Source organism: Mumia spirodelae (assembly GCF_050632745.1).
In the GTDB taxonomy this organism is placed as follows: Bacteria; Actinomycetota; Actinomycetes; order Propionibacteriales; family Nocardioidaceae; genus Mumia.
Map to the genome: position 1 here is coordinate 268188 of NZ_JBODSD010000001.1, position 20974 is coordinate 289161.

The 20974-nt window shown below is 70.9% G+C and carries 19 protein-coding genes; 15 read left to right on the forward strand and 4 right to left on the reverse strand.

Annotated features, from left to right (window positions below; translation table 11 throughout):
- The first annotated feature begins 93 nt into the window (after positions 1–93).
- The 5 genes from ACQSSQ_RS01385 (at position 94) to ACQSSQ_RS01405 (ending at position 6031) form a co-directional block, all read left to right on the forward strand.
- Complete coding sequence (locus ACQSSQ_RS01385; protein WP_431325238.1) at positions 94–1629, forward strand: sugar ABC transporter ATP-binding protein; 1536 nt, start codon at positions 94–96, stop codon at positions 1627–1629.
- Complete coding sequence (locus tag ACQSSQ_RS01390) at positions 1626–2639, forward strand: ABC transporter permease (protein ID WP_431325239.1); 1014 nt, start codon at positions 1626–1628, stop codon at positions 2637–2639. Before ACQSSQ_RS01385 ends, ACQSSQ_RS01390 begins: the two co-directional genes overlap by 4 nt.
- A gap of 21 nt (positions 2640–2660) precedes the next feature.
- Positions 2661–3707 carry a substrate-binding domain-containing protein gene (locus ACQSSQ_RS01395; protein ID WP_431325240.1) on the forward strand — a complete coding sequence of 349 codons (1047 nt, stop codon included), beginning with the start codon at positions 2661–2663 and terminating at the stop codon, positions 3705–3707.
- Positions 3708–3788: 81 nt separating this feature from the next.
- Entirely contained in the window at positions 3789–5027 is a 1239-nt protein-coding gene (locus ACQSSQ_RS01400) for a Gfo/Idh/MocA family protein (RefSeq protein ID WP_431325241.1), read from the forward strand.
- Positions 5024–6031, forward strand: a complete 1008-nt coding sequence (locus tag ACQSSQ_RS01405) for a sugar phosphate isomerase/epimerase family protein (RefSeq protein ID WP_431325242.1) — start codon at positions 5024–5026, stop codon at positions 6029–6031. The genes ACQSSQ_RS01400 and ACQSSQ_RS01405 overlap by 4 nt, the downstream gene beginning before the upstream one ends.
- A gap of 78 nt (positions 6032–6109) precedes the next feature.
- Here ACQSSQ_RS01405 and ACQSSQ_RS01410 read toward each other — a convergent pair whose 3' ends face one another.
- Positions 6110–7345 (reverse strand): SGNH/GDSL hydrolase family protein, encoded by a 1236-nt coding sequence (locus tag ACQSSQ_RS01410; RefSeq protein WP_431325243.1) that lies wholly within the window; start codon positions 7343–7345, stop codon positions 6110–6112.
- 121 nt (positions 7346–7466) lie between these two features.
- Between ACQSSQ_RS01410 and ACQSSQ_RS01415 the strand changes: the two genes are divergently transcribed.
- Entirely contained in the window at positions 7467–7919 is a 453-nt protein-coding gene (locus ACQSSQ_RS01415) for a MaoC family dehydratase (protein WP_431325244.1), read from the forward strand.
- Positions 7920–7961: 42 nt separating this feature from the next.
- On the opposite strand, the gene ACQSSQ_RS01420 is transcribed toward ACQSSQ_RS01415, so the two are convergent.
- The gene (locus ACQSSQ_RS01420) at positions 7962–8633 is read right to left on the reverse strand and encodes a GntR family transcriptional regulator (protein WP_431325245.1); all 672 of its coding nucleotides are present in this window, start codon (positions 8631–8633) and stop codon (positions 7962–7964) included.
- 171 nt (positions 8634–8804) lie between these two features.
- Here ACQSSQ_RS01420 and ACQSSQ_RS01425 point away from each other — a divergent pair, with 171 nt between their 5' ends.
- From ACQSSQ_RS01425 to ACQSSQ_RS01465, 9 genes are read left to right on the forward strand one after another with little or no spacing between them, the layout of a single operon-like run.
- Positions 8805–10961 carry an acetate--CoA ligase family protein gene (locus ACQSSQ_RS01425; RefSeq protein WP_431325246.1) on the forward strand — a complete coding sequence of 719 codons (2157 nt, stop codon included), beginning with the start codon at positions 8805–8807 and terminating at the stop codon, positions 10959–10961.
- A gap of 43 nt (positions 10962–11004) precedes the next feature.
- A complete protein-coding gene (locus ACQSSQ_RS01430) occupies positions 11005–11982 on the forward strand; it encodes a Bug family tripartite tricarboxylate transporter substrate binding protein (protein WP_431325247.1) in 978 nt (325 codons plus the stop codon).
- Positions 11983–12040: 58 nt separating this feature from the next.
- Positions 12041–12559 (forward strand): tripartite tricarboxylate transporter TctB family protein, encoded by a 519-nt coding sequence (locus ACQSSQ_RS01435; RefSeq protein ID WP_431325248.1) that lies wholly within the window; start codon positions 12041–12043, stop codon positions 12557–12559.
- 1 nt (position 12560) lies between these two features.
- Positions 12561–14099 (forward strand): tripartite tricarboxylate transporter permease, encoded by a 1539-nt coding sequence (locus tag ACQSSQ_RS01440; RefSeq protein WP_431325249.1) that lies wholly within the window; start codon positions 12561–12563, stop codon positions 14097–14099.
- A 1-nt stretch (position 14100) separates the two neighbouring features.
- Positions 14101–15267, forward strand: coding sequence for an acyl-CoA dehydrogenase family protein (locus ACQSSQ_RS01445; RefSeq protein WP_431325250.1), 1167 nt, complete (start codon positions 14101–14103; stop codon positions 15265–15267).
- The gene (locus ACQSSQ_RS01450) at positions 15264–16292 is read left to right on the forward strand and encodes an acyl-CoA dehydrogenase family protein (RefSeq protein WP_431325251.1); all 1029 of its coding nucleotides are present in this window, start codon (positions 15264–15266) and stop codon (positions 16290–16292) included. The genes ACQSSQ_RS01445 and ACQSSQ_RS01450 overlap by 4 nt, the downstream gene beginning before the upstream one ends.
- Positions 16289–17083, forward strand: coding sequence for an enoyl-CoA hydratase/isomerase family protein (locus ACQSSQ_RS01455; protein ID WP_431325252.1), 795 nt, complete (start codon positions 16289–16291; stop codon positions 17081–17083). The genes ACQSSQ_RS01450 and ACQSSQ_RS01455 overlap by 4 nt, the downstream gene beginning before the upstream one ends.
- On the forward strand, positions 17080–17988 hold the full coding sequence (locus tag ACQSSQ_RS01460) for an enoyl-CoA hydratase-related protein (protein WP_431325253.1): 909 nt from the start codon (positions 17080–17082) through the stop codon (positions 17986–17988). The genes ACQSSQ_RS01455 and ACQSSQ_RS01460 overlap by 4 nt, the downstream gene beginning before the upstream one ends.
- Positions 17985–18956, forward strand: a complete 972-nt coding sequence (locus ACQSSQ_RS01465; RefSeq protein WP_431325254.1) for an NAD(P)H-dependent flavin oxidoreductase — start codon at positions 17985–17987, stop codon at positions 18954–18956. Before ACQSSQ_RS01460 ends, ACQSSQ_RS01465 begins: the two co-directional genes overlap by 4 nt.
- A gap of 62 nt (positions 18957–19018) precedes the next feature.
- Here the strand turns inward: ACQSSQ_RS01465 and ACQSSQ_RS01470 are convergent, their stop codons facing one another.
- Together ACQSSQ_RS01470 and ACQSSQ_RS01475 are read right to left on the reverse strand one after the other, a co-directional pair.
- A complete protein-coding gene (locus ACQSSQ_RS01470) occupies positions 19019–19777 on the reverse strand; it encodes an SDR family NAD(P)-dependent oxidoreductase (protein ID WP_431325255.1) in 759 nt (252 codons plus the stop codon).
- A 30-nt stretch (positions 19778–19807) separates the two neighbouring features.
- Complete coding sequence (locus ACQSSQ_RS01475) at positions 19808–20974, reverse strand: acetyl-CoA acetyltransferase (RefSeq protein WP_431325256.1); 1167 nt, start codon at positions 20972–20974, stop codon at positions 19808–19810.

The window sequence follows — 20974 nt, forward strand, 5'->3', positions numbered from 1 at the left end:
GGGAACTTATGCAGTCAACCCCAACAGAAGGATGTCGGCCGAAACCCGACTTTTGCTTGACGGTCGTCATTACCTGTGACTAGCATCACGCGCATGCCTGGCCCACTGCTTCAGCTCACCGGGATCGTCAAGGAGTTCCCCGGCGTCCGCGCGCTCGACGGCGTCGATCTCGTGGTCCGCGCCGGCGAGGTCCACTGCCTCCTCGGTCAGAACGGCGCGGGCAAGTCGACCTTGATCAAGGTGCTCTCGGGGGCCTACCACCCCGACGAGGGCGAGATCGTGATGGACGGCGAGCCGGTCTCCTTCACCGACCCGCAGGCCGCGCTCGGCGCCGGCATCGCGACGATCTACCAGGAGCTCGACCTGGTCGACGGCCTGAGCGTGGCCGACAACATCTTCCTCGGGCACGAGAAGAGCCGGTTCGGCTTCTCCCGCGTGGGTGACGCGCACCGCGCCGCGCGCGAGCTGCTCACCTCCCTCGGGCATCCGGAGATCCGGCCGTCGCGCGAGACCGGGAGCCTGTCGGCCGCCGGCAAGCAGATCGTGTCGATGGCGCGGGCGCTCTCGCGCCAGGCACGGGTGATCGTCATGGACGAGCCTTCGGCGGTCCTCGACCCGGACGAGGTCGACGGTCTCGTCCGCGTCATCGAGGACCTGCGCGCCTCCGGCAAGGCGATCATCTACATCTCCCACCGGCTCGAGGAGATCCGCCGCATCGGCGACCGCCTCACCGTGCTGAAGGACGGCCGCACTGTCGCCTCGGACCTTCCGGCGCGCGAGACGCCGACCTCTGAGCTGATCGCCCTCATGACCGGCCGCGAGGTGTCGGCCGAGTTCCCGCCGCGTACGACGCCCGTGCCCACCGGCGCCCCGCTCCTGGTGGTCGACGGCTTGGGTCGCGACGGCGAGTTCGAGGACGTCTCGTTCGAGGTCCGGCCGGGCGAGATCGTCGGCTTCGCCGGCCTCGTCGGCGCGGGGCGCAGCGAGATCGTCGAGACCGTGTACGGCGCGCGGCGTGCGGACCACGGCTCGGTGACCGTCGACGGCAAGCGGCTCCGCGCAGGATCGGTCGACGCTGCGGTCTCCGCCGGCCTCGGCCTGTGTCCCGAGGAGCGCAAGTCGCAGGGCCTGGTGCTCGACGAGGCGGTCTACCGCAACATCTCGCTCGCGAGCCTGCCCCGCTTCTCGCGGATGGGTGCGACCCGCGACACCGCCGAGCGGTCGGCCGCCCACGACGCCGCGCGATCGGTCGACCTGCGGCCCGACGACCCCGACCGCGTGACGCGGACGCTGTCGGGCGGCAACCAGCAGAAGGTCGTGCTGGCCCGCTGGCTGCTGCGCTCGTGCCGCGTCCTGCTTCTCGACGAGCCCACCCGGGGCGTCGACGTCGGCGCCCGCAGCGAGATCTACGCCCTGATCCGCCAGCTCGCGGACGACGGCGTCGCCGTGATCGTCGTGTCGAGCGACATCGAGGAGGTCCTCGGGCTGTCCGACCGCGTCATGGTCGTCGCCGACGGCCGCGTCGTCCACTCCGGGCCGGCGGGCGAGCTGGACGCCCACGGCGTGCTCGACCGCATCCTCGCCAGCAACGAGTCAGCCAGTCACGAGTCGAAAGGTGACGCCGCGTGAGTACCTCATCGGTGACCGGAAGCGCGCAGCAGACCACGGCAGCGCCTGAGAAGAGGGCGCGCTCCCTCGGGGTCGCCCGCAACCTCGGCCTGGTGGTCGCGCTGGTGGTCCTGTGCGTCGTCGGCCTCGTCACGGCCGGCGACCGCTTCGCCAGCACGAACAACATCATCACCGTCCTCAGCCTCGCCTCCGCGATCGGCGTGGTCGCGATCGGGATGACGTTCGTGATCACCGGCGGCGGCATCGACCTGTCGGTCGGCGCGATCGTCGCCCTCGCCTCGGTGTGGGCCTCGACGACCGGCACCCAGGCGATGGCGGAGAACGTCGGGTGGATCGTGATCGTCACGACCGCGATCGCCGTCGGCATCGCCTGCGGCCTGATCAACGGCGTGCTGATCGCCTACGGCAAGATCGTCCCCTTCATCGCGACGCTGGCGATGCTCGCCAGCGCCCGGGGCCTCGCCGAGATCATCGCCGACCGCAAGACGCAGATCATCCGCGACCAGGCGTTCCGTGACGCCCTCGGCGCCCGCCCCCTGGGGATCCCGGTGATCGTCTACATCTTCGCCGTCGTCGTGATCGCCGGGTGGTTCCTGCTGAACAGGACGACGTTCGGCCGACGGACGTTCGCCGTCGGCGGCAACATCGAGGCGGCACGGCTCGCGGGCATCAAGGTGCAGCGGCACACCGTCTACCTGTACGCCCTGCTGGGCGCCACCTGCGGGCTGGCTGCCGTGATGCTCATGTCGCGCACGCAGACGGGGTCGTCCACCCACGGCCTCATGTGGGAGCTCGACGCGATCGCCGCGGTCGTCATCGGCGGCACGCTGCTCAGCGGTGGCCGCGGCACCGTGATCGGCACGCTGCTCGGCGTCCTGATCTTCACCACCCTCACCAATGTCTTCACGCTCAACAACCTGTCGACGTCCGTCCAGGCCGTCGCCAAGGGCGTGATCATCGTCGTCGCCGTGCTCCTCCAGCAGCGACTGGCGAACCGCAGCAACACCTGAAACCCCGACCGAGGAGACAGCATGTCCACCACCACCCCGCGCCGTCGGCTGCTGGCCCTCGCCGGCGTCGCTGCCGCAGCGACCCTGGCCCTGAGCGCCTGCACGAACAGCTCCGGCGACGACGACACCGAGAGCGTCGCGAACACCGGCTCCGGCGACAACGCGGAGGCCGGCGAGACGGTCCGCATCGGCTTCTCGGCTCCGGCAGCCGACCACGGCTGGATGGGCGCCATCACCTCGGCGGCCGTGAAGCAGGCCGAGGCGTTCGAGGACGTCGAGCTGATCAACGCCGAGGGCACCAACGACGTCAACCTGCAGATCTCGCAGGTGGAGACCTTCATCAACGACAAGGTCGACGCCATCGTGCTGCTCCCGTTCGACGGTGCCGCGATGACCGACGTCGCGACGCGAGCGATGGAGGCCGGCATCCCGGTCATCAACGTCGACCGCGAGTTCGACTCCCCGTTCGCGGCCCGCTCGACCATCCTCGGTGACAACTACGGCATGGGCGTCTCGGCCGGTCGCTACATCTGCGAACAGGCCGACGGCAACACCGACGCGGTCGTCGCCGAGATCGCCGGCATCGACTCGCTGCCGCTCACCCAGGACCGTTCGCAGGGCTTCAAGGACGCGCTGGCCGACTGCGGGCTGAAGGTCTCCAACCGGGTCGCGGCGGAGTTCACCGTCGAGTCCGGCGAGCGGGCCGCGGCGAACCTGCTGCAGGCCGCGCCGAAGATCGACTACCTCTGGAACCACGACGACGACCAGGGCGTCGGCGTCATGGCCGCCATCGAGAACGCGGGCCGCGACGAGTTCGTCATGGTGGGCGGCGCCGGCTCGGCGAACGTGATGCGGTCGATCGAGGCCGACGACACCGTCCTCAAGGCGACGGTCATCTACCCGTCGACCCAGGGCGCGGACGGCATCAAGCTGGCGCGCCTCATCGCGCAGGGCAAGTCGATGTCCGACCTCGCCGAGGTCGAGGTGCCGCGCAAGATCCAGCTGGCGGCGCCGATCGTGACGAAGGACAACGTCGACCAGTACATGGACTCGGCCTTCGAGTCCTGACCGACGGCGGTGCGCCCCGCTCCCCCCGAGGGTGGGGCGCACCGCATCCAGCGCACACGCCCCTCGGACCGAAGGAATCCCATGACAGACACGTCCCGTGAGCTCCGCGTCGGCCAGATCGGCTACGCCTTCATGGGCGCGGCGCACTCCCAGGCGTGGCGCACCGCCCCGGCGTTCTTCGACCTCCCGCTCACGCCTCGGCTCACCGCGCTGTGCGGGCGCGACGCCGCGGCGGCCGGTGCCGTCGCCGAGCGCTTCGGCTGGGAGTCGGTCGAGACGGACTGGCACGCGCTGATCGAGCGCGACGACATCGATCTCGTCGACATCTGCACGCCGGGCAACACGCACGCCGAGATCGCCGTCGCCGCGCTGCGCGCCGGCAAGCACGTGCTCTGCGAGAAGCCGCTCGCCAACACCGTCGAGGAGGCGGAGCTGATGGCGCAGGTGGCGGCGGAGGCGGCCCAGAACGGCGTGTTCGCGATGGTCGGCTTCACCTACCGTCGTACCCCTGCCCTGTCCTTCGCCCGCCAGCTCGTGCAGGAAGGGCGCCTCGGCACGATCCGCCACGTCCGCGCGCACTACCTGCAGGACTGGCTGGTCGATCCTGACAGCCCGTTGACGTGGCGCCTCGACAAGTCGCTCGCGGGGTCGGGTGCGCTCGGTGACATCGGCGCGCACATCGTGGACGCGGCCCAGTTCATCACCGGGTCGTCGATCAGCTCCGTCAGCGGCGTGATGCAGACCTTCGTCGACAGCCGCCCGATCTCCGGCGAGCACGCCACGCTCGGCGGCAGCGGGAGCGCGACCGGCGAGCGCGGACCGGTCACCGTCGACGACGCCGCGGCGTTCACCGCCCGCTTCGACAACGGCGCGCTCGGCATCTTCGAGGCGACGCGCTTCGCGACCGGGCGCAAGAACGCGCTCCGGATCGAGATCAGCGGGTCCGACGGCGCGCTCGCGTTCGACTTCGAGGAGATGAACATCCTCAACCTCTACGACGGCTCGGACCCCGCCGAGACCGCCGGGTTCCGCCGGATCGTCGTCACCGAGGCGACGCACCCGTACGTCGCGGCGTGGTGGCCGCCGGGTCACGGCCTCGGTTATGAGCACGGCTTCACGCACCAGGTCGTCGACCTCGTCAACGCCGTCGCGGCGGGCGAGCAGCCGACTCCGTCGTTCGCCGACGGACTCGCCGTGCAGCGGGTCCTCGCGGCGGTCGAGGCGAGCTCGGAGGACGACTCCCGGCAGCAGAAGGTCCCGCACGACCCCGACCCCGTACGCGCAGTCGCGCCCGTGGCGCGAGAAGGAGAGGCATCATGACGCGACCCATCACGCTCTTCACCGGGCAGTGGGCGGACCTGCCGTTCGAGGAGGTCGCGCGGCTGGCGTCGGGATGGGGGTACGACGGTCTCGAGATCGCGTGCTGGGGCGACCACTTCGACCCGTGGGCCGCGGTGGAGGAGGACGGCTACGTCCAGGCGAAGCTCGACCTGCTCGACAAGTACGGGCTGAAGGTCTACGCGATCTCCAACCACCTCAAGGGCCAGGCGGTCTGCGACGACCCGATCGACCAGCGCCACCGCGACATGCTCCCCGACCGCATCTGGGGTGACGGCGACGCCGAGGGCGTGCGTCAGCGGGCGGCCGAGGAGATGAAGAACACCGCCCGTGCGGCACGCATGCTCGGGGTCGACACGGTCGTTGGGTTCACCGGCTCCTCGATCTGGAAGTACGTCGCGATGTTCCCGCCGGCCTCGGCCGAGCTGGTCGACGCCGGCTACGAGGACTTCGCGAACCGCTGGAACCCGATCCTCGACGTCTTCGACGCCGAGGGCGTGCGGTTCGCGCACGAGGTCCACCCGAGCGAGATCGCGTACGACTACTGGACGACCGTGCGCACGCTCGAGGCGATCGGCCACCGCGAGGCGTTCGGGCTCAACTGGGACCCGTCGCACTTCGTCTGGCAGGACCTGGACCCGCTGGGTTTCCTGTGGGACTTCAAGGACCGGATCTACCACGTCGACTGCAAGGACGCGAAGAAGCAGGTCGGCAACGGGCGCAACGGCCGCCTCGGGTCGCACCTGCCGTGGGCCGACCCGCGGCGGGGCTGGGACTTCGTGTCGACCGGTCGCGGCGACGTGCCGTGGGAGGCGTGCTTCCGGATGCTCAACACGATCGGCTACGAGGGCCCCATCTCGATCGAGTGGGAGGACGCCGGCATGGACCGCCTCCTCGGGGCTCCGGAGGCGCTCGCGTTCGTCACGGCGAACCTCTTCGACGCTCCCGAGGCCGCCTTCGACGCCGCGTTCAGCACCAAGGACTGAACGCGCACCCGCATCTGTGCGGTCGATCGGTGCTCCGGACGAGCACCGATCGACCGCTTTGTCGTTCGTCGGCCCCGCTCAGCGCGGCACGACGACCTTGAGGCGGATCGGGTTCGAACGGCTCCACCGCGTCGTCGCCGAACCGCGGTAGGTCACGGTGATGCGGTGCTTGCCGCGCTTCAGCCGTGGCAGGTGCACGAGCCGCTTGCCGGTCGCGCCGACGCGGACCTTCTTGAGGATCCGCTTGCCGTCCCTCACGACCAGCACGCCGCCGGGCTTCACGCCGCGGGCGGCGCGCACGCGGACCCGGACGTAGGCGCGCTTCGTGGTCGTGATGCGGTGCTTGCCCACCAGCTTCGCGGTCGTGCTCGTGGTGACCTTGACGACGGGAGCGGGGGCGGGCTTCGGCGGGTTGGGCTTCGGCGGCTGCGGCTTCGGGGCGAGCGCAGCGGCGAAGGCGTCGGCGATCTTCTGGTGGCCGGCGTCGTTGGCGTGGATGTCGCCCATGCTGCACATCCAGGTCCAGGTGCAGATCCGCGCGACGTTGAGCGGCACCTTCGTCGGGTAGCCGGGAAGGTCAACCATCGTGGTCGTGTCGTTCGAGGAGAACGCGCCGGCGACGTCGGCGGTGAGGAAGCCGTTCGCGGTGTTCGCCGCGGTGATGGTGTCGTTGAGCGTCTTGGCCACGCCGATCGACAGGGAGGCGAGGGCCTCGTTGCCGCTGACGTGTCCGGCCAGGAACGGGTTGTAGTAGGTCATGCCGACGTACCGGGGCTTCGCGCCGCCGGCCTCGAGGAGCGCCGCGTCGATGGCGGACAGGTCCGCGCCGACCGACCCGATGCGCTTCGTGAGGCAGGTGAGCATGTCGTCGCCGTCGGCCCCCGCGGGCACGCACGGGTGGACGTCGTTCGCGCCGATGCCGACGGACACGTACTTCACCTGGCCGGGGTAGTCCTCCAGGAACTTCACGGCCGCGGCGAGCTGCGTCCCCTCGTCGTACGAGCACGCGCCGGGGTTGCCGTTGGCGTGGCTGCCGGTGAGCACCGAGCGCGCGGTGGCGCCGGCGCAGCCGAACGCCTCGTGCCGGAGGTTCGGGTCGGACTGCTTGAGCTTCTCGTACAGGCGGTTCGTGTAGGCGGTCTCTGGCTCGTTCACGCGCGAGTCCGGCTGCCAGCCGGTCGCGAGCGAGTCGCCGAGCGACACGTAGTAAGTGGGGGCGGGCTCGGCGGCGACCGCGGGCGATGCCGCCGCGAGGCCACTGAGCGTCAGGCCGCACGCCGCGAGGACGGCGGCGGCCTTGTGGACGATGGACACGTAGTTCTCCCTTCCTGGGTGAGAGCACCCTAGGTCGGCGCGTGACGCCGCTCACACCCGGGCTCCGGGAGGCTGGTCGGCTGATTTAGTATGCAAAATAGTCTACGAAAGGACGACCCACGTGAAGGTCTTCGACAGCACGCGATCGTTGCTCGAGGCGAGCGGGCAGGAGGTCGGCGTCAGCGACTGGGTCACCGTCGACCAGAGCCGGATCGACCTCTTCGCAGAGGCGACCGGCGACCACCAGTGGATCCACGTCGATCCCGAGCGTGCCGCGAGCGGGCCGTTCGGAGCGACGGTCGCCCACGGCTACCTCACGCTCGCGCTGCTGGTCCCGCTGATGGCGCAGACCTACCACTTCGAGAACCGGCGGCACGCGCTCAACTACGGGCTCAACAAGGTGCGCTTCCCGAGCCCGGTCCCGTCGGGCTCGCGGGTCCGCGCGCGGGTGAGGATCGCGGAGGCGCAGGAGGTCGACGGCGGCGCCCAGGTGGTCTGGGGCGTGACGGTCGAGCTCGAGGGTTCGGACCGTCCCGCGTGCGTCGCGGAGAGCATCACCCGCGTCTACTTCTGACTGACGAGCCGTGGCTCGCGCGTCGCGGGCCACGGCTGACGGTCAGCGCGGCCGCGACCGGCCCAGGCGGCGGACGACCAGTGCTTCCGTCGAGGCGCGGTGGTCGTCGCTCGCGCGGATGAGCTCCTCGACGTCCTGGTCGCGGATCGCGTCGAGGATGCGGTCGTGGTCGGCGTTGACGCGCAGGCTGGAGTCGGCCTCGTGCATGTACAGCGAGCGGTAGAAGCTCGACATGTACCAGAGGCGTTCGATCTCGCGCCTCACCTGCGTCAGTGGCGAGTACTCGAAGAGCTTGAAGTGGAAGTGCTCGTTCGACTCCTGGAACTCGTCCGCCTCCGCGGCAGCCGAGAGGGCGCCGAGGTGGTGGTTGATCCTCGCGAGCTCGTCGACGTCGACGGTGGAGAGGTCGATGCTGCGGATGAGCTCGGTCTCGAGGAGCCTGCGCATCAGGTAGATCTCGATGAGGTCGTCGCTGCTGAAGCGCGAGACGGTGAATCCCGTGTTGGGGCGGTGGTCGAGCACGCCCTCCGCGTGCAGGGTCGACAGCGCCTCGCGCACCGGGATGCGGCTGAGCTTCAGGTGCTCGGCCAGCTCGCCCTGGTGGACCTTCTGTCCGGGGAGCAGCTCGCCCTCGAGGACCATGCGGCGGATCTCGGTGAGCGCGCGCTCGACGCCGGTTCGCGCGCGCGCGTCCGGAGCTTCACGGAGGGTCATCGGTGGCTCCTTGTCGCCGGCCGCGGTGAGGTCACTCGCTCCTCGATGTTAGGGAAGAGCGTAGTGGAAATCTTTTCGTATACATTCTTGCATGTTCTCATGCATTCATGTTTCTATGACGTACGCCACGTGGTGCGCGCCACACGGACGCCGCCGAGTGAGAGGAACCCCATGACCGTGATCGACGTCCGCCGCGACGCGACTCGCCTCGACCTGTCCGGCCTCGACAGCCTGTTCCGGCCGCGGAGCGTCGCGGTCCTCGGTGCCTCGACCGACCCGGTGAAGATCGGGGGCCGTCCGATCCGCTTCCTCAAGGAGCACGGGTTCGCCGGCCCCGTCTACCCGATCAACCCGCGCGCGACCGTGGTGCAGGGGCTGCCGGCGTTCGCGAGCCTGGACGACGTTGAGGGCGAGGTCGACCTTGCCCTCATCGCCCTGCCGAGCGCGGCCGTCCTCGACGCGGTGCACACGTGCGGGCGCAACGGCGTCAAGGTCGCCACGATCTTCAGCGCCGGATTCGCCGAGCTCGGCGTCGAGGGCGAGGCCCTGCAGCGCGAGGTCGTCGAGGCGGCCGCCTCGTACGGCATGCGCATCCTCGGCCCGAACTGCATCGGCTCCATGAACCGCTCGGTCGGCGCCGTCGGCACCTTCGCCGCCGCGGTCGGGCACACCATCGACCTCGACGCGCACGCCCGTGTCGCGCTCGTGAGCCAGAGCGGCGCCATCGCCGCGCACTGGGTCGTCGAGGCCGTCGCGCGCGGGATCGACTTCGACCCCTGGCTGTCCCTCGGCAACGGCAGCGACATCCAGCTCGCCGACGCGCTGGCCTACCTCGCGCTCGATCCCGGCGTCGACGTGATCGCGGTCTACCTCGAGGGCGCCGCCGACGGCGACCGTCTGCGCGAGGCGCTGCGGGTCGCGCGTGACGCCGGCAAGCCCGTCGTCGCCCTCAAGGTGGGCCGCTCGGAGGTCGGCGCCGCCGCGGCCGCGTCCCACACGGCCTCGCTGGCCGGCGCGGACCAGGTCTTCGACGCGCTCTTCGCGCAGTACGGCGTCACCCGGGTCGAGTCGATGGCCGAGCTCCTCGACGTCTCGTACGCGGTCGCGGGCGGCTACCTCCCGACCGGGCGACGGGTCGGCCTGATGACCGGGTCCGGCGGCGTCGGGATCCTGATGGCGGACGAGGCCGCCGACGCCGGCCTCGAGGCAGCACCGCTCCCGGTCGCGACCCAGGCGCGGCTCAAGGAGGTCTGGCCCGCCGCCGGCGTCGTCAACCCGGTCGACCTGACCGCGCAGCTCATGAACGACCCGCGACTCCTGCCGACGTTCCTCGACACCGTCCTCGACGAGGGCGAGTACGACGCGGTCGTCGTCGCCCTCACCTACATGGGCCTGTTCGATCCGTGGACCGACCTAGTCGTCGACGCCCTGACGCAGGTCCGCGCCAAGCATCCCGACGCGCCGATCGTCGTGTCGATGCTGTCGACCCCCGAGGTGCGCCGTGCGGTCGAGGCGCTCCACATCCCCGTGTTCGAGGACGCGTCCACCGCCGTGCGCGTCCTGGGCACGCTGGCCGACATCGGGACCAGACCGCCGGGCGCGGTGCACCCCGTCCCCGCCCTCGGGGAGGGGACCAGGCTCGCCGGTCCGTACACGGAGGTGGGCGCCAAGCGCCTGCTCGCCGACGCCGGCATCCCGGTCGTCAGCGACGTGCTCGTCACGTCTGCGGCCGGCGCCGCCCGTGCTGCCGAGGACGCCGACGGACCGGTGGTCCTCAAGGTGGTCTCGCCCGACCTCGCGCACAAGAGCGACATCGGCGGTGTCGTCCTCGACGTCGTCGGCGGCGAGGCCGCGGCGGCGGCGTACACCGCCATCCTCGACAACGTTACCGCCGCAGCGCCTGCCGCCCGGATCGACGGTGTCGTCGTCTCGCCGATGATCGACGACGGGACCGAGACCATCCTCGGCGCCTACAACGACCCGACGTTCGGGCCCGTGGTGATGTTCGGACTCGGCGGCGTCTTCGTCGAGGTCCTGAAGGACGTCACCTACAGGCTCGCCCCGATCGGCCCGGAGGAGGCCGAGGAGATGATCCGCGAGATCAAGGGCTTCGCCATGCTCGACGGCGCCCGAGGCCGACCGCCGGCCGACGTCGCCGCCCTGGCGGACGCGCTCAGTGCCCTCTCCGTATTCGCGGCGACCCACCGCGACCAGCTCGACAGCATCGACGTCAACCCGTTCCTCGTCCGGCCCCGGGGTCGTGGCGGAGTCGCGGTCGACGCCCTGGTCGTCCTCCAGCCCGAGGCCGACACCGTTCCTCGCTCCTGACCGACGGTCACCCACCCACGTCCCTCGACAGAAGGTTCCTGCCATGAAGCTCACCCGTATCGCGGTCCTGGTCGCCGTCGGCGCTCTCGCGACCGCCGGCTGTGCGAAGTCCGACGACGCCTCGGCCTCGGACTTCCCCTCCGACGACATCCGCATGATCGTCACCTACGCCGCGGGAGGTCCGACCGACCTCGCGGGGCGGGCGATCGCGAAGTCGTACGAGGAGAAGTTCGGCGTGTCCGTCGTCGTCGAGAACGTCGACGGCGGCTCCGGGGCCGTCGGCACCGCGCAGCTGTCGGCCGCCAAGCCCGACGGACTCACGATCGCGATGACGACCGCGTCGGCCGCCAGCCGCGTCCCGCTGATCGAGGACGTCGGCTACACCCTCGACGACCTGGCACCGATCGGCGTCGGAACCGTGGGCCCCGGCATGCTGTTCGTGCCCGCCGACTCGCCGTACCAGACCGCCGAGGAGTTCTTCGAGGCCGCGAAGAAGTCGCCCGGCAAGATCACCGTCGGCACCGCCGGCGCGCAGGCGCCCCAGCACGTCGAGTTCGAGCGCATGAAGAGCGAGTACGGCATCGAGCTCAACCTGGTGCCGTTCAAGGGCGAGGCGCCGGCGGTCAACGCGCTGCTCGGCGGCAACGTCGACGCCGTCTTCGGGTCCAACGCCGAGGTCTCGCTCGCGCAGGTCGAGGCCGGCAAGACCAAGACCCTGGCCGTCGGCTCCACGGAGCGGCTCGACTACGCCCCCGACGCGCCGACCCTGGTCGAGCTCGGGTACGACAAGCTCACCTACGGCAACTCGATGTTCATCCTCGTGGCGCCGGACGGGACGCCCGACGAGGTCGTGGCGACGCTCGAGGAGGGTCTCCAGGAGGCCCTCGCCGACCCCGAGATCGCGAAGGTCATCGGCGAGGAGCGCGTGCCGACGGAGTTCATCGGCGCCAAGGCGATCTCCGACCAGATGCACACCGAGGTCTCCGACCTCGAGCCGATCCTCACGGAGCTGTTCGGCTGATCACCGGTGCGGGCGGGCCACGTCGGCCCGCCCGGCCAGCCGTCGAAGGAGACATCCCATGAAAGAAAGCTCCGTCGCGGGAGAGGCCGTGCAGGAACGCCCTCCCGAGCCGGTCTCGCGGAAGTCGCGGCTCGCGTCGTGGATCGCGCTGGCCGCCGTCCTCGTGTTCGCCGTCGTGTTCCTCGTGGAGGCGCTGAACATGAAGGTCGGCACGCTCTCGGCGCCGGGTCCCGCGCTGTGGCCGACGATCGTCGCCGCGCTGCTGGCCGTGACCTGCCTCGTCGGGTTCGCGCTCGACCTGACGGCCGGTGAGGAACCGTTCGAGCGCGGATCGTTCCGCGTCGCCGCCGCGGCCGTCGCGCTCTACCTGTTCATCGTCCTCTTCACGTACACCGGGTCGATCCTCGCCGGCTTCGTGCTGCTGACGTTCTGGCTGAAGGCGCTCGCGAAGGAGTCGTGGCGACTCTCGCTGACGGTCGCCGCCCTCGGGTCGCTCGCGTCGTACTTCCTCTTCGTCGGGCTGCTCGGGGTCGTGTTCCCCGACGACCTCGTCGCCTCGCTGTGGGGAGGTCGCTGACGTGGACGCACTGTCCTCGCTCGCCGACGGATTCGGCGTCGTCCTCACCTTCGAGAACCTGATGTTCGTCACGATCGGCGTGACGATCGGCACGGTCATCGGCGTCCTTCCGGGCCTGGGGCCCACCGCCACGATCGCGCTGCTGCTCCCGATCACCTACACGATCTCGCCCGCGGCGGCGGTCATCATGCTCGCCGGCGTCTACTACGGCTCGATGTACGGGGGGACGATCACGTCGGTCCTCCTCCGCATCCCGGGTGAGGCGGCCAGTGCCGTCACCGCCATCGACGGGTACGAGATGACCCGGCGCGGCCGGTCCGGTCCCGCGCTCGGGATCTCGGCGATCGGCTCGTTCATCGGCGGCACGGTCGCGATCCTCGGGCTCGTCTTCGTCGCCCCCGCACTGGCCGACTTCGCGCTGCGCTTCGGGCCTCCCGAGTACGCCGCGCTGACCGCGATGGGCCTGGTGCTCGTCACCTACCTCGGCACCCGCTCGACGATGAAGAGCGTCATCGCGGCGCTCGTGGGCCTGCTCCTCGCCACCGTCGGGCAGGACCCGATCGCGGGCACGATGCGGTTCACGTTCGGCATCCCCGACCTGTTCTCCGGCCTCGACATGGTCGCGATCGCGATGGGCCTGTTCGGCGTCGGCGAGATCCTCTACAACCTTGAGAAGCAGTCCACGCAGGGCGGGACGATCGGCGAGGTCGGCCGGCTGCTCCCGACCCGCGACGACTGGAAGCGGTCGCGGGCGCCGATCGCGCGTGGCACGATCCTCGGCTTCCCGATCGGCATGCTGCCCGGCGGCGGTGGAGTGATGTCCTCGTTGGCGTCGTACGCGACCGAGAAGAAGGTCGCCAAGAACCCTGAGGAGTTCGGGCACGGAGCGATCGAGGGCGTCGCCGGGCCGGAGACCGCCAACAACGCGTCGTCGATCTCGGCGTTCATCCCACTGCTGACGCTCGGCCTGCCGTCGAACGCGGTGCTCGCGCTCATCCTGGGCGCACTGATGATGCAGGACATCACGCCGGGACCGGCGCTGATCACCGACCACCCGGACATCTTCTGGGGCGTGGTCGCCTCGATGTTCGTCGGCAACCTGATCCTGCTGGCGCTGAACCTGCCGCTGGTCGGCATCTTCGTCCAGCTGCTGCGGGTCCGGATCGGCATCATCGGCGGGATCGCGCTGCTCGTGACGCTCGTCGGCGTCTACACGCTGCGCAGCTCGACCTTCGACATGATGGTCGTGCTCGTGGCCGGCGTCGTCGGCTACCTGATGCGCAAGACCGGCTTCGAGCCCGCGCCGCTGGTGCTCGCCTTCGTGCTCGGCCTGATCCTCGAAGAGGCGTTCCGGCAGTCGCTGCTCATCTCCCATGGCAGCATGACGATCTTCTTCACCCGGCCGATCTCCGGCGTCATCATGCTCGTCACCCTGCTCCTGATCGCCTCCTCGATCCGCGGGGCGGTCCTCCGGAAGCGGAAGGGCGCCGAGGCCGACCTCGGAATCGTCGAACGAACCAAGATGCTCGCAGAGGACTGACATGGACCTGAGATTCACCGCGGAGCAGGACGCCTTCCGGCGCGAGCTCCAGGCGTGGTTCGAGGCGAACCGCCCGACCGCGCCGCTGGACCCCCCGTACTCCGAGACCGGACTCGCCCAGCACATGGAGTGGGAGCGCCGCCTGCACGCCGCCGGGTACGCCGCACCGGGCTGGCCGGCCGAGGTCGGAGGCCTGGGTGCCGACGCGTGGCACCAGATGATCTACGACGAGGAGTACGCACGCTTCGAGCTGCCCGAGCGGCTCAACAAGATGGGCCTCGTGCACGGCGGGCCGACGGTGCTCGCGCACGGGACGGAGGAGCAGCAGCGCCGCTGGCTGCCCGACCTGCTGAGCTGTGAGCGCATCTGGTGCCAGGGCTTCTCGGAGCCGGAGGCCGGCAGCGACCTCGCGAACCTCCGGACGACCGCTCGTGTCGAGGGCGACACCCTCGTCGTCAACGGCCAGAAGACGTGGACCTCGCAGGGCACCATCGCCCACACGATGTTCGCGCTCGTCCGCACCGACCCCGAGGCGCCGAAGCACCGGGGGCTCTCGTTCGTCATCCTCGACCTGGACAGCCCCGGGGTCGAGGTCCGGCCGCTCGTGCAGCTGCACGGCAACGCCGGGTTCGCCGAGGTGTTCTTCACCGACGTCGAGGTGCCGCTCGAGAACGTCGTGGGCCCGCTCAACGACGGCTGGCGGGTCGCGCAGACCTCGCTGCAGCTCGAGCGGGGCACCGGGCGCGGCACCCACACCCGGCTTCGGATGGCCGTCGAGCACCTCACCGAGGACGTCCGCAAGCTGGCTGCCGACGACGCCGGAGCGCTGCAGCGGCTCGGAGCGCTGCGCGCGTGGACCTACGCGTACGAGCAGGCCACTTTCGCCTCGACCGACCGGATCGCCCGGGAGGTCCCCGACGACAGCTTCTCCAGCATCATCAAGCTGCGCTGGGCGGAGATCCAGACCGCCATCCACGAGGAGAACCTCGCGGTCCTCGGACCCGCCGCCGAGATCCCCGACTGGATCGGCGACGAGGGCGAGCTGCGGGGGATGCGCCGTACCTACTGGCACGGGAGGGCGGGCGAGATCTACGCCGGCTCGACCGAGATCCAGCGCAACATCGTCGCCGAGCGCCTCCTCGGCCTTCCCAGGGAGCCCCGACCGTGAACTTCGCCTTCGACGACGAGCAGATCGCGCTCGCCGACTCCGTACGCCGCCTGCTCGACAAGCAGGCCGACCCCGTGACGCTGCGCGCCCTGTGGGGCGACGCGGACGGGCGGTCGCCGAACCTGTGGGACGAGCTGGCGGCGTCCGGGCTCCCGTCGATCCTCGTCCCCGAGGACGACGGCGGTGCCGGCGGGGACCTCGTCGACCTCGTGCTCGTGCTCGAGGAGGTCGGCCAGCACGCCGTCCCCGACGCGCTCGTGGAGGCCCTCGTGGTCGGTCCGGTCGCGCTGGTGCGCGGTGCGAGCGCCGAGGTGCGCGACACGTGGCTGCCCGCGGTCGCCGCCGGCGAGCGTCGTCTCACGGCGGCGCTGCGCGGGCTCGACTCCGTGCCGGACGCGCACGTGAGCGACGGGATCGTCGCCGTGGTCGGTGACGATCTCCTGCTGCTGGCGCGCGACGAGGTCGACGTCGAGCCGCTGCGCTCGATGGACCCCTCGCGCCGTCAGTCGCGCGTGACGATCCGCCCCGGTGCCGACCCCGTGCGGCTCGACGCCGACCCGGCACTCGTCCAGGCGCTGCTCGCGTACGAGGCGGTCGCGTCGGCGGCCGTGCTCATCGGCCTCTCGCGGCAGATGCTCGACCTCACCGTCGAGTACGTGAAGGTGCGCCGCCAGTTCGACCGCGTCGTCGGCTCCTTCCAGGCCGTCAAGCACCAGCTCGCGCACGCGACGTCGCTGGTGACGATGGCGCGGCTCGTCGTGCAGGCCGCGGCGTGGACGACGGCGAACGAGGGCAGCGACGCCCTCGACGCCGCCCGCTCGGCACGCGTGTGCGCGCTCGACGCCGAGTTCGAGGCGAACCGCGTCGCACTGCAGCTCCACGGCGGCATCGGGTTCACCTGGGAGCACGACCTGCAGCTCTGGCTGAAGCTCGGCAAGTCGCTCGAGCAGGCCCACGGGGGGCGCAACGCGCTCGCCGGCGCGATCGGTACGGCCGCCGTGGCCGGGACGGCGGTGGCGTCGTGATCGACGGCGTGCTCGACCCGCCCGTGCTCAGCGACGTCACCGACGGCGTCATGACGATCACCCTCAACCGGCCCCGGCGCAAGAACGCGATGGGCCCCGCGGGCTGGGCCGCGCTGTACGACGCCGTGCGCGCGGCCGCGTACGACGACGCGGTGCGCGCCGTGGTCGTCACCGGTGCCGAGCGGACGTTCTGCGCCGGTGCCGACATCTCCGGCGCCCCCGTCGGCCATCCGGTGACCCGGGTCCGCAACATCAGCCGGACCGCGGAGGCGCTGTACTCACTGGCGAAGCCGACCGTCGCGAAGGTCGAGGGTCACGCCGTCGGCGCGGGATGGAACCTCGCACTGTGCTGCGACCTCGTCGTCACCGCCGACGACGCGAAGTTCTCCCAGATCTTCGCCAAGCGCGCCCTGAGCCTGGACTTCGGCGGGTCGTGGCTGCTGCCGCGGCTGGCGGGGCTGCAGCAGGCGAAGCGGCTCGCCTTCCTCTCCGAGCTCGTCTCGGCGCAGGAGGCCAAGGAGCTCGGTCTCGCCACCTGGGTCGTCGCTCCGGACGAGATCGACGCGTTCGTCGACGACCTGGCCGAGCGCCTCGCCCAGATGCCGCCGATCGCGGTCGCCCAGAACAAGGAGCTGCTCAACGCCGGCATGGTCCTCCCGATGCGCGAGGCGCTCGACAGCGAGGCGCGCGCGCAGGCCGTCAACTACGCCACCGACGACGCCCCCGCGGCACGCCGGGCGTTCCAGGAGAAGACCGAGGCGACCTTCACGGGGGAGTGGTCGATCCGATGAGCGACTTCCAGCAGATCCGTTACGAGGTTGCCGACCGGGTCGCGACGATCACGCTCGACCGGCCGACGCGGCACAACGCGTTCACCCCGGTGATGCGCTACGAGCTCCACGACGCGCTCGAGCTCGCCGACGGCGACGACGGCGTACGCGCGGTCGTCGTCACCGGGGAGGGACGGTCGTTCTGCGCCGGGGCGGACCTGGGCGATGCCAGTGACAAGCCCTTCTCGTACGCCCGCGCCGACCATCGCGACTCCCGGTCCGACGCCGACACGGTCGAGGGCCTGCCTCGCGACGGGGGCGGCGTGGTCTCGCTGCGGGTCGCGCAGATGCGCAAGCCCGTGATCGCGGCGATCAACGGCGCCGCGATCGGCGTCGGGATCACGATGACGCTGCCGATGGACATCCGGATCGCCGCGGAGTCGGCACGGTTCGGCTTCGTCTTCGCACGTCGGGGGATCGCCCCCGAGGCGACGTCGAGCTGGTTCCTGCCGCGCGTCGTCGGCATCTCGCAGGCGATGGACTGGACGCTGACGGGCCGCGTCTTCGGCGCGCAGGAGGCGCGCGAGGGCGGTCTCGTGTCGCGGGTCGTCCCGGACGCCGAGCTGCTCGACGTCGCGCACGACTACGCCCGCCAGATCGCGGACGCAACGTCGGCGCCGTCGATCGCCGCCACCCGGGCGATGCTCTGGTCATCGCTGAGCGAGAACGATCCGTGGGTGCCGCACGTGCGCGAGACCCAGATCATCCACGCCCTCAAGCAGGGACCCGACGCCGCCGAGGGTGTCACGTCGTTCCTCGAGAAGCGTGACGCCGTGTTCCGCGCCGGCGTGAACGACGGCCTGCCCGAGGCGGTGCCGACCTGGCCCGTCCTCCCCCTCGGCCCGACGGAAGGAAGCACCGCGTGATCAGGACCCTCTTCACGGAGACGTTCGGCATCGAGCACCCGATCGTGCAGGGCGGCATGCAGTGGGTCGGCCGCGCCGAGCTGGCTGCCGCCGTCGCGAACGCCGGTGGGCTCGGCATCATCACCGCGCTCACGCAGCCGACGCCCGAGGACCTCGTCAAGGAGATCGCGCGGGCGCGCGACCTCACCGACAAGCCGTTCGGCGTGAACCTGACGATCCTCCCGGCGATCAACCCGCCCCCGTATGCCGAGTACCGGCAGGCGATCATCGAGTCCGCCGTGCCGATCGTGGAGACCGCCGGCGCGAACCCGGTCGACCACCTGGGTCCGTTCCACGACGCCGGCATCAAGGTCCTGCACAAGTGCACGAGCGTGCGCCACGCCGTCAAGGCGCAGGCGATCGGCGTCGACGGCGTCAGCATCGACGGCTTCGAGTGCGCCGGGCACCCAGGGGAGGACGACGTCCCTGGGCTCGTCCTCATCCCGGCAGCGGCGCGCGCGCTGAGCATCCCCGTCGTCGCCTCCGGCGGGTTCGCCGACGCGCGCGGCCTGGTCGCGGCGCTCGCGCTGGGCGCGGACGGCATCAACATGGGCACCCGCTTCATGTGCACGCAGGAGTCGTTCATCCACGACAACGTCAAGCGGCACATCGTCGAGGCGACCGAGCGCGACACCAACCTCATCTTCCGGCCGCTGCGCAACACGGCGCGCGTGGCGAAGAACGGGGTGAGCGACGTCGTCGTCGACAAGCTCGACGCCGGGGCGACGTTCGACGACATCCGTGACATGGTCGCCGGCGTCCGCGGGCGCGAGGTGTACGAGAGCGGCGACATCGATCGCGGGGTCTGGTCGTGCGGCATGGTCGCCGGCCTGATCGACGACGTGCCCACCGTGGCCGAGCTCGTCGGGCGGATCGTGGCCGAGGCCGAGGAGATGATCTCCGGTCGTCTCGCGGCGCTGATCGCCTGACCGCACGGACGACGAAGGGGGCCCGCGCCACGGCGCGGGCCCCCTTCGTACGAGCGTCGTGCTCAGCGCATCATCACGCGTCCGCCGTCGACCGACAGCGTCTGCCCGGTCACGTAGGCGGCGTCGTCGGAGGCGAAGAAGACGTAGCTGCCGGCGATCTCCTGCGGCTCCGCCCAGCGGCCCATCGGGATGCTCTCGAGGTACTTGTCCTTGAAGCGCTCGTCGGTGCGGATCGTCTCGGTCATCGGGGTCGCTGCGGCCGGGGCGACGGCGTTGACGACGATGCCCGACGGGGCGAGCTCGCGTGCCGCCGAGCGCATCATCGCGAGGATCCCGGACTTCGCGACGGCGTAGTTGATCTGTCCGATCGTGCCGTTGATGCCCGCGGCGGACGTGGTGAAGATGATCCAGCCCTTGCGGGCCTCGCGCATGCCGGGGGTGACGGCCTGCAGCCAGTAGAGGCTGCCGTTGAGGTGGGTCGACATGACGGCGTCCCACTGGTCGTCAGTCATCTTCCACAGCATCGCGGGCCGGGTGACGCCGGCGTTGCTGACCAGCACCGTGATCGTCCCGAGCTCGGCGACGACCTCGGCCGCGGCGGCGTCGACCGCGGCACGGTCGGACACGTCGCAGGCGACGCCGATCGCGGTGCCGCCGGACTCGGTGATCGCGTCCGCGACCTCCTTCGCGCGGACGCCGTCGATGTCGACGACCGCGACCTTGGCGCCCTCGGCGGCGTACCGCTCGGCGATCGCCTTGCCGATGCCCTGACCGGCTCCCGTGACGACCGCGACGCGGCCTTCCAGCACGGGCTTGCTCATGGTTCCTCCTGGGGTGTGGGGTCGTCGTGCTCAGAGCGTGCTCAGGTCGCCGAGCAGCGCGGTGACCTGGCTGGAGAGGATCCCGCCGTTGCCGTGGACCAGGCCCACGTGCGCGTCCGCGACCTGACGGTCGCCCGCTTCGCCGCGCAGCTGCCGGACCGCCTCGATGACGAGGAAGATCCCGTACATGCCCGGGTGGGCGTACGACAGCCCGCCGCCGTTGGTGTTGACCGGCAGCCGGCCCTTGGGGCCGATCGCCCCGTCGGCCACGAACGCGCCGCCCTCGCCCTTGGCGCAGAAGCCCAGGTCCTCGAGGAACAGGATCGTGTTGATGGTGAACGCGTCGTACAGCTCGACGACGTCGACGTCGGCGGGACCGAGGCCGGCGACGTCGAACGCGCGCGCCCCGGACGCCGTCGCCGACGTCGTGGTGAGGTCCGGCATCGACGAGATGTCCATGTGCGAGCTCGCCTCGCCGACGCCGAGGATCGGCACCGGCGTGCCCCGCAAGGTCCGGGCGCGTTCCGTCGAGGTCACGACGACCGCGCCGGCGCCGTCGGTGACGAGGCAGCAGTCGCGGACGGTGAGCGGGCTGGAGACCATCCGCGAGGACAGGACGTCGTTGACGGACAGCGGGTCGCGCATGAAGGCCGCCGGGTTCAGCTGTGCCCATGCACGCGCGGCGACGGCCACCTCTGCGAGCTGCTCGCGGGTGGTGCCGAACTCGTGCATGTGGCGTGCCGCCGCGAGCGCGTAGCCGGAGACGGGGACACGGGCGCCGAAGCGCTCCTCGTACGTCCGGGTCAGCGGCGCGCCCGACGTCGTGAGTCCGCCCCCGGCCGAGCGCTGGACACTGCCGTAGGTGATCAGGGCGACGTCGCACATCCCGGCGTGGATGGCGGCGGTCGCGTGGCGCAGGTGGGCCACGAACGAGCTGCCACCGGTCGCGGTGGTGTCGAAGTAGCGGGGACGGATGCCGAGGTACTGGGCGACCGTCGTGGCGGGGAACGGGAAGAACGCCGAGTGGCAGAACAGCCCGTCGACGTCGGCGAGGGAGAGCCCCGCGTCGGCGAGCGCGTCTGCGGTCGCGCGGCCGATGATGTCGAGCGCGCTGACGCCTGGACCGACCTCTCCGACGCCGGCCTCTGCGACGCCGACCACCGACGTCGTCCCGCGCAGATCCTTCTCTCGACTCAT